Annotated in this window: 13 protein-coding genes and 1 pseudogene; 9 read left to right on the forward strand and 5 right to left on the reverse strand. The window is 73.3% G+C overall.

Annotated features, from left to right (window positions below; all coding sequences use genetic code 11):
- Positions 1-231: 231 nt before the first annotated feature.
- On the reverse strand, positions 232-450 hold the full coding sequence (locus C4T42_RS23750; protein WP_020094759.1) for a hypothetical protein: 219 nt from the start codon (positions 448-450) through the stop codon (positions 232-234).
- A gap of 225 nt (positions 451-675) precedes the next feature.
- Here C4T42_RS23750 and C4T42_RS23755 point away from each other — a divergent pair, with 225 nt between their 5' ends.
- The 3 genes from C4T42_RS23755 to C4T42_RS23765 are packed head-to-tail and all read left to right on the forward strand — an operon-like array spanning position 676 to position 4,524.
- On the forward strand, positions 676-1,947 hold the full coding sequence (locus tag C4T42_RS23755; protein ID WP_103985963.1) for an MFS transporter: 1,272 nt from the start codon (positions 676-678) through the stop codon (positions 1,945-1,947).
- Positions 1,944-2,762, forward strand: a complete 819-nt coding sequence (fhuF, locus tag C4T42_RS23760; protein WP_103985964.1) for a siderophore-iron reductase FhuF — start codon at positions 1,944-1,946, stop codon at positions 2,760-2,762. Before C4T42_RS23755 ends, fhuF begins: the two co-directional genes overlap by 4 nt.
- Positions 2,763-2,775: 13 nt before the next feature.
- Positions 2,776-4,524, forward strand: coding sequence for an ABC transporter ATP-binding protein (locus C4T42_RS23765; RefSeq protein WP_042675783.1), 1,749 nt, complete (start codon positions 2,776-2,778; stop codon positions 4,522-4,524).
- Between the two features lie 12 nt (positions 4,525-4,536).
- On the opposite strand, the gene C4T42_RS23770 is transcribed toward C4T42_RS23765, so the two are convergent.
- The gene (locus tag C4T42_RS23770; protein WP_103985965.1) at positions 4,537-5,592 is read right to left on the reverse strand and encodes a LacI family DNA-binding transcriptional regulator; all 1,056 of its coding nucleotides are present in this window, start codon (positions 5,590-5,592) and stop codon (positions 4,537-4,539) included.
- Between the two features lie 333 nt (positions 5,593-5,925).
- Here C4T42_RS23770 and C4T42_RS23775 point away from each other — a divergent pair, with 333 nt between their 5' ends.
- Both C4T42_RS23775 and C4T42_RS23785 read left to right on the forward strand, forming a co-directional pair.
- Positions 5,926-6,606, forward strand: coding sequence for a DUF4142 domain-containing protein (locus C4T42_RS23775; RefSeq protein WP_103986000.1), 681 nt, complete (start codon positions 5,926-5,928; stop codon positions 6,604-6,606).
- A gap of 699 nt (positions 6,607-7,305) precedes the next feature.
- Positions 7,306-7,527, forward strand: a complete 222-nt coding sequence (locus C4T42_RS23785; RefSeq protein WP_091980657.1) for a hypothetical protein — start codon at positions 7,306-7,308, stop codon at positions 7,525-7,527.
- A 253-nt stretch (positions 7,528-7,780) separates the two neighbouring features.
- On the opposite strand, the gene C4T42_RS23790 is transcribed toward C4T42_RS23785, so the two are convergent.
- Both C4T42_RS23790 and C4T42_RS23795 read right to left on the reverse strand, forming a co-directional pair.
- On the reverse strand, positions 7,781-8,644 hold the full coding sequence (locus C4T42_RS23790) for an SMP-30/gluconolactonase/LRE family protein (RefSeq protein WP_103985966.1): 864 nt from the start codon (positions 8,642-8,644) through the stop codon (positions 7,781-7,783).
- A gap of 26 nt (positions 8,645-8,670) precedes the next feature.
- Entirely contained in the window at positions 8,671-9,996 is a 1,326-nt protein-coding gene (locus tag C4T42_RS23795; RefSeq protein WP_103985967.1) for a sugar MFS transporter, read from the reverse strand.
- A 161-nt stretch (positions 9,997-10,157) separates the two neighbouring features.
- Between C4T42_RS23795 and C4T42_RS23800 the strand changes: the two are divergent.
- Together C4T42_RS23800 and C4T42_RS23805 are read left to right on the forward strand one after the other, a co-directional pair.
- Positions 10,158-11,319: pseudogene (locus C4T42_RS23800) on the forward strand (aldose epimerase family protein).
- Positions 11,316-13,115: an IlvD/Edd family dehydratase gene (locus C4T42_RS23805; protein ID WP_020094770.1), complete on the forward strand. Its 1,800-nt coding sequence runs from the start codon at positions 11,316-11,318 to the stop codon at positions 13,113-13,115. The pseudogene C4T42_RS23800 and the gene C4T42_RS23805 overlap by 4 nt, the downstream one beginning before the upstream one ends.
- 57 nt (positions 13,116-13,172) lie before the next feature.
- Here the strand turns inward: C4T42_RS23805 and C4T42_RS23810 are convergent, their stop codons facing one another.
- Complete coding sequence (locus C4T42_RS23810; protein ID WP_244491948.1) at positions 13,173-13,886, reverse strand: FadR/GntR family transcriptional regulator; 714 nt, start codon at positions 13,884-13,886, stop codon at positions 13,173-13,175.
- Between the two features lie 174 nt (positions 13,887-14,060).
- Between C4T42_RS23810 and C4T42_RS32495 the strand changes: the two genes are divergently transcribed.
- Positions 14,061-14,606: an aldehyde dehydrogenase family protein gene (locus C4T42_RS32495; protein WP_244603271.1), complete on the forward strand. Its 546-nt coding sequence runs from the start codon at positions 14,061-14,063 to the stop codon at positions 14,604-14,606.
- A 72-nt stretch (positions 14,607-14,678) separates the two neighbouring features.
- On the forward strand, positions 14,679-15,659 hold the full coding sequence (araD1, locus tag C4T42_RS23820; RefSeq protein WP_103985969.1) for an AraD1 family protein: 981 nt from the start codon (positions 14,679-14,681) through the stop codon (positions 15,657-15,659).
- Position 15,660 lies beyond the last annotated feature (1 nt).

Consider the following 15,660-nt stretch of genomic DNA (forward strand, 5'->3'; position numbering starts at 1 on the left):
GCCCCTCGGATCCGGCCGTCGCGGCCACCGGGCAGGCCGACATGGCCGACCAGCAGCCCGGCCGCCGCGTCCGCGCCCATGGGGCGCCGCCGGATCGGGCGGATGCGATCGGCGCGCGCGTTGGCGAATTCGAGGGCCGGACGCCGTCTCATGTCGGCGTTGTTGCAGAACCGGTCGGCCCTTGCCAGTGCGCCGCGCGGTCGGGGCGGCGGGAGCGTGGGCCGGCTCGCCTCAGCGCCCGCGGGGCCGGCCGGCCTCCGGACGCAGGTGCAGGAAGCTGCGCTCGCCGGTCGCGGCCTCGGCCACGTGCTGGATCGTGTCGAGCAGATCGGACACGGCCCGCGGCCCGGCCGGCCGGAAGCCCGCCCTCGGCTCGACCCAGCGTCCCTGCGTGCGGTCCGCGGCGATCTGCGCCTCGCTCAGCGCGTCGAAATCCCGGCGTCGGGTCATGGCTCAGCCCTCCACCGGGGACTCTGTCGGGGGCATGGTTGACGAAAGGTTAACGCCAGATCCGTCGGGGCGGCGCGCCGCGAATACCCGCCGGCTTGATCCCCGGCACAGGCCTCTCTAAACAGCGAAAACCGAGGTAAATCAATAGATTAGTGTGATTATAAACTGCGGTCTCCGGACCGGCCCGGATCGCGGCACCGGTCGAGGTACGGCGTGCGGGGGGCGATGACCGGTTCCGCCGGACCCGCCATCGGCACCCGGGTCGTCGACACCCTGGCGGCCCTGCGGCCGCTGGCGCCGTTCTTCTGCCTGTACGTGACCTTCGGGGCGACGCTCGGCTTCCTGTCCGGCGGGGCGCCGCTGATCCTGCGGGCGCGGGGCGTGGAGCTGGCCGAGGTCGGGCTGCTGCAGCTCATCAACCTGCCGGTCGGGCTCACCTTCCTGTGGGCGCCCCTGCTCGACCGGCTCCGCCTGCCGATCCTCGGCCACCGGATCGGCTGGATCGCGGCGGCGCAGGCCGCCTCAGTGCTCCTGCTGGTCGTCCTGAGCCTCGGCGAGGCTTGGCCGCTTTCGGCGCTGCTCGCCCTGGCGATCGCCGCCTGCGCCTGCGTGGCGACCATGGACATCGCCCTCGAGGCCCTGGTGGTCGAGACCGTGCCGGCGGAGCGGCGCGCCTTCGTGGCCTCGGCCAAGCTGTGCGGCGCCTCCCTCGGCGGGATCCTGGGGGTCGGCGTGCTGATCGGCTCCTACGACAGCCTGGGCTGGCGCGGGGCGGTCCTGGCCTGCGCGGCCCTCGACGCCCTCTGCCTGCTGCCGATCCTGGGGTACCGGGAGTCGCGCCTGCGCGAGACCCGGAGCGACGGTGCGGGCACCGCGGCCGGTGCGGGCCCGGAACGCTGGTCGGGCTCCCTGGCGCGGCTGCGTCGCCTGGGCGGTCGCGTGCTGGTGCTCGGCGCCTACTTCGCCGCCTCCTACCTCGTGGGCGGGCCCAACACCCTGGCGCTCCTCGATCTCGGCGTCCCGCTCGGGCAGGTCGGCACGCTCACCGGCACCGTGCTCCCGGCCGTGAACCTCGTCATGGCGCTGGCGGCCGGATGGCTGGCCGCGCGGTTCGGCACGGTCCGGCTGATCGCCGTGGGGGCCCTCGGCGTCCTGGCCTCCGGGGGCCTGATGGTCGTCGCCTGCGCGGGCCGGGTGCCGGATCTCGGCATCGCCGCCGCTGTGCTGGGCTTCGTCGCGGGCGGGTTCCTGGGCGTGCCGGTCTTCAACATGATCTACCGCTGGGCCCAGGGGCCGAAGCCCGCCACCGACTACGCGCTCCTGTTCGGCGCCGCCTTCTTCGCCGCGATGCCGCTGCGGGTGGCGGCCCCGGCGCTCGCCGGCTGGATCGGCTGGCCGGGCTACTTCGCCGCCACCCTGCCGCTCTACGCCGCCGCTGTGGCGTGGCTCGCCGTCGCGGTGGACCGGACCCTGCGCGACGACGGGGCGGCGCGATGATCGCCGAGGTCGCCGCCCAGGTTCCCGACACGCTCGCGGCCTACCGGGACGGGGTCGCCGAGGGCCCAGGCGGCCCGGACGCGCTGCCCCTCGGCGCCCTGCGGGACGAGGCCGTGTTCGACGCGACGCTGGCCGCCTTCGGGGCCGGGTTCGGCGCGGAGTTCCGGACCGCCGACCCGCGAGTCCGGGTCTCCTACTGGAGCCAGTTCTACCTCGCGGCCCTGGCTACGCCGGCGCTGACCGCCCTGGTGCGCCTCGGCCGGCCGCTGCCGCTCGCCTTCGACGCGGTCAGCCTCGAGCTCGACGCGGCCGGCCGGCCGCGCCGCTTCCGCCTGCCCGCGGACGGGTCGGCCTGCGCGGCCTGCCCGGCGCCCGGCCTGACCGGGCTGGTGGAGGCGCATCTGCGCCCGTTCGTCGAGCTCTGCCACACCCGGTGCGGGATCGCCCCCAGGGTCCTCTGGGGCAACGCCGCGGTGATCCTCGACTACGTCGCCCGGGAACTCGGGGACCCGCTCGCCGGGCTGGCTGGGGACGGGGAGGGGGCCGGCACCACCTGCGCGAGCGCCTGTACCACCACCTGCCCTACCGCCCGCGCCGCCGCCCGCGCCGCCGCCTGTGACGACGTCGCGGCCTGCCTCGGATGGCGCGCCGGCCCCGGCTGCGCTAGGAGCCCGCTCGAGAGTCCTCTTGCGCAGGCGCTCTGCCCGGGACCTTCGGGCTGCCGGCGGCGGCGCGTCTGCTGCCTGCGCCACCGCCTGCCGGGGGTGCCGTCCTGCGGCGCGCTCTGCCCCGTCGAGTGCGCCGCCCAACGTTGATCCGAGCCGCGCGATGCTGAAGGCCTTCCTCGCCTATTACCGGCCGTACCGGACGCTGTTCCTGGTCGATTTCGGCTGCGCGGTGCTGTCGGGCCTGCTGGAGCTCGGATTCCCCATCGCCGTGAAGGGCTTCATCGACAGCCTGCTGCCCCGGCAGGACTGGGGCCTGATCCTGCTCGCCGCGGCCGCGCTGGCGCTGGTCTACGTCGCCAATGCCGGCCTGATGGTGGTGGTCACCTACTGGGGCCACGTGCTCGGCATCAACATCGAGACCACGATGCGGGCGCGGGCCTTCGACCACCTGCAGAAGCTCTCCTTCCGCTTCTACGACGGCCAGAAGACCGGCCACCTCGTGGCCCGGGTGACCAAGGACCTGGAGGAGATCGGCGAGGTCGCCCATCACGGGCCCGAGGACCTGTTCATCGCCGTGATGACGCTGTTCGGCGCCTTCGCGCTGATGCTCTACGTCCACGCGCCGCTGGCGCTGATCACCGCGGCGATCCTGCCGCTGATCGCCTTCGTGTCGATCCGCTACGGCGGCCGCATGACCCGCAACTGGCAGGCCCAGTACGGCCGGGTCGGCGCCTTCAACGCGCGGATCGAGGAGAATGTCGGCGGGATGCGGGTCGTGCAGGCCTTCGCCAACGAGCCCCACGAGCGCGCCCTCTTCGCCCTCGACAACGCCCGCTACCGGGACACCAAGCTCGAGGCCTACCGGCTGATGGCGGCCGGCCTGTCGATCAACTATCTCGGCCTGCGCCTCGTCCAGATCGCGGTGCTGCTCGGCGGCGCCGCCTTCGTGGTCCGGGGCGACCTGACGCCCGGGGGCTTCGTGGGCTTCCTGCTGCTGGTGGGCGTGTTCTACCGGCCGCTGGAGAAGATCGGCGCCGTGGTCGAGACGTACCCGAAGGGGGTCGCGGGCTTCCGCCGTTACCAGGAACTGCTGGCCACCGAGCCCGACATCACCGACCGGCCCGGCGCCCGCGCGGTCGGCGCCCTGCGCGGCGACATCCGTTTCGAGGGGGTGGGCTTCGGCTACGGGCCCGGCCGCCCGGTCTTCGCCGGCCTCGACCTCGCGGTGGCGGCCGGCGAGACGGTGGCGTTCGTGGGTCCCTCGGGGGTCGGCAAGACCACCCTCTGCGCCCTGCTGCCGCGCTTCTACGAGGTCGAGGCGGGCCGCATCACCGTCGACGGGATCGACATCCGCGACATCACCCTGGCGAGCCTGCGCCGCCAGATCGGCATCGTCCAGCAGGACGTGTTCCTGTTCGCCGGCACGATCCGGGAGAACATCGCCTACGGCCGCCTCGACGCCGCCGAGGCCGAGATCGACGCCGCCGCGCGGCGCGCCCGTCTCGGCGGGCTGATCGACAGCCTGCCGGAGGGCCTCGACACCGTGGTGGGCGAGCGCGGCGTGCGCCTGTCGGGCGGCCAGAAGCAGCGCATCGCCATCGCGCGGGTCTTCCTCAAGAACCCGCCGATCCTGATCCTCGACGAGGCGACCTCGGCGCTCGACACCGAGACCGAGCGGGAGATCCAGCGGGCGCTCGCCGAGCTCGCCCGCGGGCGCACGACCCTGGTGATCGCCCACCGCCTCGCCACCATCCGGGACGCCGACCGCATCGTGGTCCTGGGGGAGGGCGGGGTCGTCGAGGAGGGCCGGCACGCGGCTCTGCTGGCCGCCGGCGGCCCCTACAGCCGCCTGCACGCGGCGCAGTTCGGGCGCGGCGAAGCCGGCGCGGGCGTCCTCGCGGCGGAGTGAGAGCCGGCCTCGCTAGGGTGCCGCCGGCGCACTCGACTCGCGCACGACGAGGCGCGCGGGGAACAGCGTCTGGGCGAAGTCGTCCGGCGCCCGCGTCCCCTCGATCAGTTCGACCAGCGTCGCGAAGGCGGACCGGACCATGTCGAGCACCGGGACATCGACCGAGGTCAGGCTCGGGACCGCGTAGGCCCCCTGGCTGAGGTTGTCGAAGCCGACGACGCGGATCTCCGCGGGGACCCGCACGCCGCCCTCGTGCAGCGCCCGCAGCACGCCGAACGCCACCCGGTCACTGGCGGCCACGACGGCGTCCGGCCGGGCGCCGGGTCCGGCCTCCAGGAGAGCCCGCGCGGCCCGGTAGCCGCCCGCGGCGGTCCCGTCGTAGGAGACCACGAGGGCGTCGCGCAGGGGCAGCCCCGCCTCCGCGAGGGCATCCCGGTAGCCGCGGAACCGCTCGGTGGCGGCGGCGGGCCGGCGCGCGTCGCTCGCGAGCAGGCAGATCGACCGGCTCCCCGACGCGATCAGGTGGCGGACGGCCCCGTGGACCGCGTCGCGCTCCGCCAGCGCGACGTAGTGCGTGCCGGGCACCTCCAGGCCGAACACCACGAACGGGCATCGCTTGGCCTGGAGCAGGCCGATCAGCGGGTCGTCCCGATCCTCGGCGAAGACCACGAGGCCGTCGACCCGGGCCTCGCTGACGAGGCCGGCGATCCGGCCCGGGCCGTCCGGGTCGTCGGCGCGGCGGCAGCGGTGGACCAGGGTGTAGCCCTGCCGGTCGGTGACGGTGGCGAAGGTCCGGAGAACGTGGCCGTGATCGGCCGTCTCCCCCGGGCGACCCCCGTCGGCGGCGGGCTCCGGCGCCGGAGCGAACACGCAGGCGATGCTGCGACTGGGCTTCTTGCGCAGGGACCGGGCGGCGAGGCTCGGCACGAAGTCCAGGTCGCGCATGGCCGTCTCGATGGTCTCGCGCGTGGTCCGGGCGACCTTCTGCGGGTGGTTCAGGACCAGCGAGACCGTCTGGAAGCTCACGCCGGCCCGTCGGGCGACGTCCTTGATCGTCGTCTGGCCCATCGTCACCTCGAGAGCCGGTCCGGATGGCCGCGCCCCCGCGCGGCGCCGCCTCGTTCGGTGCGCCAATCTAGATCTGTATCGATCGGAGATAAAGCCGCGGGCCGGGCGGCGAAGACGGCGTATGCCCGCGCAAAGGCTGCGCAGGACCGGTCATTCGCGCGCGAAATCCGATCCATCCTGCGGTTTCTCGGTGCCCCGATCCCGCCGTTCGGACGGCCCGCCGGGCAGGAACCTTGTCCCCCCTGTGCGGTTCGCCGGGCAGCACCTCAAGCGATGATCGGGGCGTCGGGTGCCTCACCCAATCCGGATGCCACTCCCATGATGCACCGTCGCATGCACAGACGCGCTCTCCTCACCACGATGCTGGGCGCCACTGCGGCCCTGGCGGTCACCCGCACAGCCCTCGCGCAGGTCACACCGGCCGGCGTGATTCCGACCGGCGCCTATCTCCAGATGGCCACCGGCGGCGGGCTGTTCCTGGAGAACACGGCCCGCGACGCCCACGCGAAGACCACCAATCCCGCCGTCAAGAAGTTCGCCCGCGCGGAGGTGGTCGAGCAGGTGAACCTCGCCCGCAAGATCAGCGCCTACACGGGCGGCGCCCCGATCCCGGGCCCGGCCGCGGCGGGCCCGGGTGGCCTGATCGGCGGCCTCGTCGCGGCGCCGGTGGCGGTGGCCGGCACGGCCGTGAATGCGGCGGGCAGCGTCGCCGGCAGTGTTGCGGGCGGTGTGATCGGCGGACCGGCTCCGGCCCAGGGCATGACCACCGACGCGCAGAAGGCGCAGATCCTGGCGCAGCTCAGCGCCATGCCGCCGGGGCCGCAATATGATGCCACCTTCGTGAACGCCTCGCTCCAGGGCCATCAAGAGGCGCTGAGCATCCACGGCGCCTACGCCCGGTCGGGCGAGGATCCCGGCCTGCGCGCGATCGCCCGCGGCGCCCTGCCGCTGATCAACCTGCACATCGCCCGGCTCGACCGGATGCAGGCGATGATGGGCGCTCAGCCGGGGTGAGCGGCCGGACGACGGGGTCGGTGCGCCGCGCGGCGCACCGGCCTCCTCGCGGTTGTCTCGTAGTTGTCTCGCAATTGTCCCACCGGCCTCGAACAGGACCCCGTCAGCCGGCCCGATCGCGCAGGCGCCGCACCAATCTGAGCAGCACGCCGCGGATATGGGATCGAAGCTGGGTGTTTTCTGCCATGGGACGCCGTTCGAAGCGCCGGATCGCGGCGCCTCGAGAAACACATCCCTTGGACGGACCGTTGCTACGTAAAAAGCGGGATCGTTGCCGCGGCCGAGCCGCAGAACCACCCTCCAAGGACGTAGCCCGTGGCCCGGATCGACGGCGCCCCGCGGCCCATATGATGGGACCGGATCGTCGACAGCACGCTCCTGATGTGCGCGCGCAGCTTGTCCTTGCGGAGCGCGGCCGTCTCGGCGCACGGGTCGGGCGGGTTGGCGGAGGTCGACATGTCACGGGGCCCCGGCTCAGGCGCGCCACCGCTCCGGGCCGTCGGACGACGGCGGGGGGACGCCGGAGATTCTTGTACTTGATAACGTGAGCGGAATCTCGGGCGGACGGCGCAGATCCGAGCAAACTCCATGTTTTAGATGCATTAAGGTTTATCTGACCGAAGACCTTTCCCAGTCGTGTATCGCACTACGTAGAGATATCGGGACGATCGCCGCGGGGCTGCAGCAGGGGGGAGGTCGGTGTCCGAGCGCTTCTACTTCGACCTCGAGAGCGGCGAGGAGACGATCCGGGACGACGACGGCGTGGAGGTCGGCAGCCTGGCCGAGGCCATGGCCGAGGCGCGCAGCGTCATCGCCGAGATGGCCGACGAGGTCTGCGCGGCCGATCCCGACCGGTCCTGGAGCTTGGTCGTGCGCGACGCCGCCGGGCACGCCCGCCACCGGCTGCCGATCCGGCGGTAGCGCCCGACAAGAAGCCCGCCGCGGCCTGGCCGGGCGGGCTTGAAGGTGATCTCGTCTCGGAGAAGGCCCGACCGTAGACCCGGCACGGGGCGACCGCATCCCCCATCCGGAGGACGCCGACGCACGATCCCGCGACCGCAGGCCCGCGACTGCCGACCCGCGACCGCCCGCCGCGGCAGCTCGGACGCCGGAGGACCCGCCCCGCTGGAGGAAAGATCTGCGCAGGGGACTCACGTCCTCGGCGCCGGGTCGGTCAGCCCGCGAAGGCGCGGGGCGGCAGGCCGGCGACGCCGACGTCGAGCTCGAACAGCGCGCCGGCCTCCGGCACGTGCTCGGCCCCCCGCGCCGCCGAGGTGACGAACAGCCGGTCGAGGCCGGGACCCGCGAAGGCGCAGCTCGTGATGTTGGGGGCGGGCAGGGGGATCGCGCGCAGCAGGCGCCCCGCGGGATCGAAGCGGCTGAGCCGGCCGCCGCCCCAGTGGGCGATCCACAGGCAGCCCTCTTCGTCCGTGGTCATGCCGTCGGGCCAGCCCCAGTCGTCGGGGAAGCGCAGGAAGGGCCGCTTGCCCGTCAGCGCCCCGTCGGCGGCGAGGTCGAAGGCGTAGACCGTCCGGGCGGCGCTGTCGCTGTGATAGAGGATCCGGCCGTCGCGGCTGAAGGTCGGCCCGTTGGCGACGCCGTAGCTGGTATCCATCCGCCGCCACGTCAGGTCCGGGTCGAGCCGATGCAGGGCGCCCGACACCACGGTCTCGGCCTGGTGCATGCTCCCGGCCCAGATCCGGCCGGCGCCGTCGACCTTGGCGTCGTTCAGGCGGTTGTCGGGATCGTCGGGCTCGGGGTCGCCGATCGGCGCGAGGCGGTCCGCCTCCAGGTCGTAGGTCGCGAAGCCGCTCTTCAGCCCGACGACGAAGTCGCGCCGGCCCGCGCGGGGGATGATCCAGCCGAGCGGTTCCGGGAACGGGCGCGTGCCCACGGCCCCGTCGGCGAGGTCCAGCCAGTTCAGGGCCGGCGCCTCGATATCGACCCAAAACAGCACGCCCCGCTCCGGAACCCAGATCGGGCCCTCGCCGAGCCGGTCGCGCCGGGGCCGGTCGAGGATGCGGATCCGCGGGTCCATGGCGGGCTCCCCGATCTGGCCGACGCTCAGGCGCCGGCCGGCCGCGCTGCGGCGCCGGTCCGGCAGCCCCAGAGCGCGTAGAACAGGACGTAGAGCTCGCAGGCGGCGGTGATCAGGAAGGAGTGCTGCAGCCCGTACCGGTCCGCCGCCCAGCCCTGCACCACCACCAGCGACCCGCCCGCGATCGCCATGATCAGCAGCCCGGCGCCCTCCTCGGTGAGCGGACCGAGGCCGCGGATGCCCAGGGTGAAGATCGTCGGGAACATGATCGCGTGGAAGAGGCCGACCGAGATCAGCGCCCAGAGGGCGAGGTGGCCGGTCGCGAAGGTCGCCACCAGCATCACCGCGCAGGCGCCGATCGCCGCGCCGGCCAACACGGTCTCGGCCGGGCGCCGCTGCATCAGGTAGCTGCCGACGAAGCGGCCGACCATCATGCCGCCCCAGAGCAGGAACAGGTAGCGCGAGGCCTGGGCGTGGGTCAGGTCGCCGATCTCGGGCTGCGACACGAAGTTGATGAACAGGTTCGACACCCCGATCTCGGCGATCAGGTAGATGAAGATCGCCGGCACGCCGAGCACGAGGTTGCGGTGGCGCCAGAGCGACAGGCCGGCGCGCTCGGCCCTGGCGGCCCGAGCGGTGGCGCCGCCAGAGCCGCTGATGGCGGGCAGCGGGAAGCGGGCGATGACCGCAGCGAGGACGACGAGCACCACCGCCACGATCAGGTAGGGCAGCTGCACCGACTGCGCGTCGGCCAGGCGCTCGGCCGGGGTCAGGGTGGCCCCGGCGGCGGCGTTGCCCAAGGCCGAGCGGCCGAGGATCAGGTAGCCCCCGAACAGCGGCGCCAGGGTTGTCCCGAGAGAGTTGAACGCCTGCACGAGGTTGAGCCGCGTCGGGGCGCTCTCGGCCGGGCCGACCACTGCCACGTAGGGGTTCGCGGCGACCTGCAGGAGGGTGATGCCGCTGGCGATCACGAACAGGGCCGTGAGCGTGATCGCGTAGGAGACCCGGTGGGCGGCCAGGATCATCCCGAGCGTGCCCAGCGCCATGATGCCGAGCCCCGTCACCAGGGCGCGCTGATAGCCGACGCGCTCTATCAGCTTGGCCGCTGGGATCGAGGCGACGAAGTAGGCGATGAACCAGACGGACTCGATCAGCGTGGTCTGCGTGTAGTCGAGGTCGAACACGCTGCGCAGGTGCGGCAGCAGCGTGTTGTTGATGACCGTGATGAAGCCCCACATGAAGAACAGGCTCGCCAGCAGCGACAGGGCCGGGCGGTAGCCGCCCCGGTCGCGCGCGGCCTCCGCCCCCGTCCGGGCCGCCGCGGTCCCCGCGGTCGCGATCGGTCCTGCCATCCGGCGTTGTCCTCTGCCTCTCGGACCGCCTTGTTGGGGTCCCGTGTTGTTCCTTTTATTTGTCTGAGTATATACCGGGTTCGCGGACGTCAACGGCGAGTCCCGTCGCGGTCCGGCGCACGACCGACGCGGCGGGCGGAATCACGAAGGGGGAGAGCGCTATGCGTGGAGTGGGATCCCTGGCGCTGTGCGCCTGTGCGGCCCTGCCGGGCCTGACGCCGGCACCGGCCCGGGCGGCCGAGCCGACCCGGGCGGTGTTCGGCACGCTGCCGGACGGCCGGACGGTGGAGGAGGTGACGCTGACGAACGGCAAGGGCGTCACGGCGCGGATCCTGTCGTGGGGGGCGCTCCTGCGGAGCCTCGACGTGCCGGACCGCTCCGGCAAGGCCGCGGACGTCGTGCTCGGCTACAACGACCTCGCCTCCTATCTGGCCAAGGGCAACTATTTCGGCGCGAGCGTCGGGCGCTACGCCAACCGCATCCGCGCCGGGCGCTTCTCCCTCGACGGCCGGACCTACACGCTGGCCACCAACGACGGCCCGAACACCCTGCACGGCGGCGCGGCCGGCTTCGACAAGCGGCTCTGGACGATCATCGCGGTCAAGGGCGGCGCGGCCCCCTCGGTCACCCTGCGCTACGTCAGCCCGGACGGCGAGGAGGGCTATCCCGGCACGCTGACGGCGACCGCCACCTACGCGCTGGACGACACGAACACCCTCACGGTCACCTACGGCGACGACCGACAAGCCGACGATCGTCAATCTGACCAACCACAGCTTCTTCAACCTCGCGGGCGAGGGCTCGGGCCGCTCGATCCTCGACCAGATTCTGACCATCCCGGCGGAGCGCTTCACGCCGGTCGACCCCACCCTGATCCCGACCGGGGAACACCTGCCGGTGGCCGGGACGCCCTTCGACTTCCGCGAGCCCGCGGTGATCGGTGCGCGGATCCGCGACGGGCGGGACGCGCAGATCGTGCGCGGGCGCGGCTACGACCACAACTGGGTCGGGACCGACGCGCCCACGGCCGAGCCGCACCCCGTGGCGCGGGTCGAGGATCCGGACTCGGGCCGCGTCCTCGACGTGGCGAGCAACCAGCCCGGCCTCCAGTTCTACGCCGGCAACTTCCTCAACGCGACCGCGGTCGGTAAATCCGGCCTCGCCTACCGCCAGTCGGACGCCCTGGCGCTGGAGCCGGAGCTCTTCCCCGACACGCCGAACCAGCCGGCCTTCGGCTCGGCCCGGCTCGATCCCGGCAAGACCTACCGGAACGTGATCACCTACCGCTTCTCGACCAGCCCCGCCCACCGGACCCAGAAATGACCGACCGACCGATTGCACGGCCCCTGCGCTCGCGCGCGTGGTTCGACAACCCCGACAATATCGACATGACCGCGCTCTACCTGGAACGCTACCTGAACTTCGGCCTCAGCCTGGAGGAGCTGCGCTCGGGCAAGCCGATCATCGGCATCGCCCAGACCGGCTCGGACCTATCCCCGTGCAATCGCCACCACCTCGTCCTCGCGGAGCGGATCCGCGAGGGCATCCGCGAGGCGGGCGGGATCGTCCTGGAGTTTCCCGTCCACCCGATCCAGGAGACCGGCAAGCGGCCGACCGCCGGCCTCGACCGCAACCTCGCCTATCTCGGGCTCGTGGAACTGCTCTACGGCTACCCCCTCGACGGGGTCGTGCTGACCACGGGCTGCGACAAGACCACCCCGGCCTGCCTGATGGCGGCCGCCACCGTGAACATCCCGGCCATTGCCCTGTCGGTGGGTCCGATGCTCAACGGCTGGTTCAAGGGCCAGCGCACCGGATCGGGCACGATCGTCTGGAAGGCCCGCGAGATGCTGGCGGCCGGCGAGATCGACCACGACGGCTTCATCAAGCTGGTGACCTCGTCGGCGCCCTCGACGGGCTTCTGCAACACGATGGGCACCGCCACGACGATGAACACGCTGGCCGAGGCGCTCGGCATGATGCTGCCCGGCTCGGCCGCGATCCCGGCGCCCTACCGCGACCGGCAGGAGGCCGCCTACCTGACCGGGAAGCGCGTCGTCGCCATGGTGGCCGAGGACCTGAAGCCCTCCGACATCCTGACCCGCGACGCCTTCCTCAACGCCATCGCGGTCAATTCCGCGATCGGCGGCTCGACCAACGCGCCGATCCACCTCGCGGCGATCGCCCGCCACATGGGGGTCGCGCTCGACATCGCGGACTGGCAGACCCACGGCCTCGACGTGCCGCTCCTCGTCAACCTGCAGCCGGCGGGCGCCTATCTCGGCGAGGATTACTACCGCGCCGGCAGCTTGCCCGCGGTGGTGGCGCAGCTCATGCGCCGCGGCCTGATCCGCGAGGGCGCCCTCACCGTGAACGGGCGCACCCTCGGCGACAATTGCCGCGGCGCCGCGATCGAGGACGAGGACGTGATCCGGCCGATCGACCGGCCGCTCAAGGAGGCGGCGGGCTTCCTGGTCCTGCGCGGCAACCTGTTCGACGCCGCGGTGATGAAGACCAGCGTCATCGGCGCGGAGTTCCGCAGCCGCTACCTGTCGAACCCGGAGGATCCGGACGCCTTCGAGGGCCCCGTCGTGGTGTTCGACGGGCCGGAGGATTACCACGCCCGGATCGACGACCCGAGCCTCGGCATCACCGAGGAGACCCTGCTGGTCATGCGTGGGGCCGGGCCCGTGGGCTACCCGGGGGCGGCCGAGGTGGTGAACATGCGCCCGCCCGCGCAGCTGATCCGGGCCGGCGTGCACGCGCTGCCCTGCCTCGGCGACGGGCGCCAGTCCGGCACCTCCGGCTCGCCGTCGATCCTCAACGCATCGCCCGAGGCAGCGGCCGGCGGCGGCCTCGCCCTCCTGCGCACCGGTGACCGGGTGCGGATCGACCTGCGCCGCGGCACCGCCGACATGCTGGTCGACGCCGACGAGATCGCGCGGCGGCGCGCGGCCCTGGAGGCGGCGGGCGGCTACGCCTATCCGGCCTCGCAGACCCCCTGGCAGGCGATGCAGCGCGCCGCGGTGGGGCAGATGCACACCGGGGCCATCCTCGAGGGCGCCGAGGCGTTCCAGCGCATCGCGCAGACGCGGGGCGTGCCGCGCGACAACCACTGAGGCCACTCGGGCCACTCGGGCGATGCCCGCGCCGGCGGCGCCCCGCCGCCGGCACCGTCAGGGCCGCATCGCCAGCTCGGTGTCGGCGAGGGCGAGGCGGACCAGCTCGGTCATCGTCGCGCGGGCGGCGTCCGGGTCGCCCGCCACGATCGCGTCGTAGAGGGCGCGGTGATCCGGCATCGGGTCCCGGGGCAGGCCCTGGCGGCGGTGCTTGAAGATCGTCGTCCACGTGACTGCGGCGGCGATGGAGCTCGACAGGGCGATCAGCGCGCCGTTGCGGGCCGCTTCCAGGATCGTGTTGTGGAAGGCCTGGTCGGCCGCCCGCCCGGCCTCGGTGGCGAGGCCGTGGCGGCCCATCTCCTCCAGGGCGTGGCCCATCCGGGCGATGTCGAGGCCGGAGCGCCGCTCGGCCGCGAGCGCGGCCGCGGCCGGCTCCACGATCATCCGCAGCTCGAACAGGTCGCGGATGAAGGACTCGCTCGGCTCCGACTCGAAGGCCCAGGCCAGGATGTCGGGATCGAGCAGGTTCCAGCGGCTGCGCTGGCTGACGCGGGTGCCGGTGCGCGGGCGGCTCTCCACGAGCCCCTTCGCGCTCAGGATGCGGATCGCCTCGCGATAAGCGGTGCGCGAGACGTTCAATTTCTCAGAGAATTCGATCTCGCCGGGCAGCACATCCCCGGGCGCGTAGCGGCCGCCGAGGATCGCCGCGCCCAGATCGCGGGCGACCGAGCCGTGGATGCGGCGCGACCCCGAGGCGAGGGGCAGCGTCACGTTCTCCGAGCTCCGCTCCTGCCTCACCGCATCCACCTCCGGTCCGGGCCACCGGGTCGGGGCAGGAACGGCGTGATCGTATCCTGAAGTTGTAGGAGCGCAAAGAGGAACGCCCGCCGCACCGGGACCGCGGCCGCACTTGCGGCCGGGAGCGAACTGCTCTAGCTTATTTGTATTAGTAGTGAACCGCTAGGGCCCGTCTCGGTCCGCGGCGGCGTCCCGAGCGGCGCCGCCGAATCGGCCACGGCCGCGGTCTTCCGGGCCGCCGGCCCCGCGGAGGTCGAGGCCGCCTGCGCCCCGGCGGAGGCGGCGTTCCCGCACGTCTCCGGGGCGCCCCTGGAAACACGCGCGCGCTGTCGCGAGGCTGTCGCCGACGGCATCGCCGAACTCGGTGCGCCGCCGATCGAGCGGGCGATGGCCGAGGCGGGCCAGCCGCGCGCGCGGGTCGAGGGCGAGCGCGCCCGCGCGGTTGGGCAGCCGCGCCTGTTCGCGGATCCGGTCCGCTCCGCCCGCAGGTCCGGCCGGGTCATGGCGAAGGGCTGGCCGACCGGCGCGGAGGTCGCCCCCGCGATGGTGCAGGGCGGCCCGTTCCCGGCGACCTCGGACGGCCGCAGCAGCGCGGTCGGACCGCCGGCGATCGAGCGCTTCCTGCGCCCGGACAATCCCCGGCACCGCGCGCGCCGGATCGACAGTGCTCGCGCCCCGCAACCCGGCCGCTGACAGGCCGCCGCGCGACCCTCGACGGCCGCGCGTTCAGGACGCCCCGAAGCGGGCATCCCCGGGAGGACACAGATGGGACGATCACTCCTACAATTCCGCGCGGCCGACGGGCAGCGGGCCGTCGCGCTGCTCGCCGACGGCCGGGCGCGGCGGGTGCTCGGCGTCGACAGCGTGCTCGCCCTGGCGCACAGGGCCCTCGCGGCGGGGGACGATCTGACCGCGACGGCGGAGCACGCGGGGCTCGGCGCGCCCGTCGATCTCGACGCGGTCCGGCTCCTGCCGCCCATCGACCACGCCGATCCCGCGCACCTGATGCTGAGCGGCACCGGCCTGACGCATCTCGGCTCCGCCGAGGGCCGCGACGCGATGCACCGCGCGGCCGCGACCGACCCGGCGCCGACCGATTCGATGCGCATGTTCCGGATGGGCGTCGAGGGCGGGAAGCCGGCGCCGGGCGAGACCGGCGCGCAGCCCGAGTGGTTCTACAAGGGCGACGGCTCCGGCCTCGTCGCCTGCGGCGAGCCGCTGGTCTCGCCGGCCTTCGCCCGCGACGGCGGCGAGGAGCCGGAGATCGCCGGGATCTACCTGATCGACGCCGACGGAACGCCGGTGCGCCTCGGCTTCGCCCTGGCGAACGAGTTCTCCGACCACGTGACCGAGCGCGGCAACTACCTGTGGCTCGCCCATTCCAAGCTCCGCCCGGCCGCCCTCGGCCCGGAGCTGTGGCTCGGGGCCCTGCCGCCGGACGTGCGCGGCACGAGCCGCATCCTGCGCGACGGAGCCGTGCTCTGGGAGAAGCCGTTCCTGTCCGGGGAGGCCAACATGTCCCACAGCATCGCCAATCTGGAGCGGCACCACTTCAAGTACGCGCCGTTCCGGCGCCCCGGCGACGTGCACGTCCACTTCTTCGGGACCGCGACCCTGTCGTTCAGCGACGGCGTCGCGACCCGGCCGGGCGACGTGTTCGAGATCGCGGCGGCGCCGTTCACGCGGCCCCTGCGCAACCCGCTGGCGATCGCGCCGGCGGACGCGCCGTCCGTGCGGGTGCTCTGAC

Source organism: Methylobacterium sp. 190mf (assembly GCF_900107945.1).
In the GTDB taxonomy this organism is placed as follows: Bacteria; Pseudomonadota; Alphaproteobacteria; order Rhizobiales; family Beijerinckiaceae; genus Methylobacterium.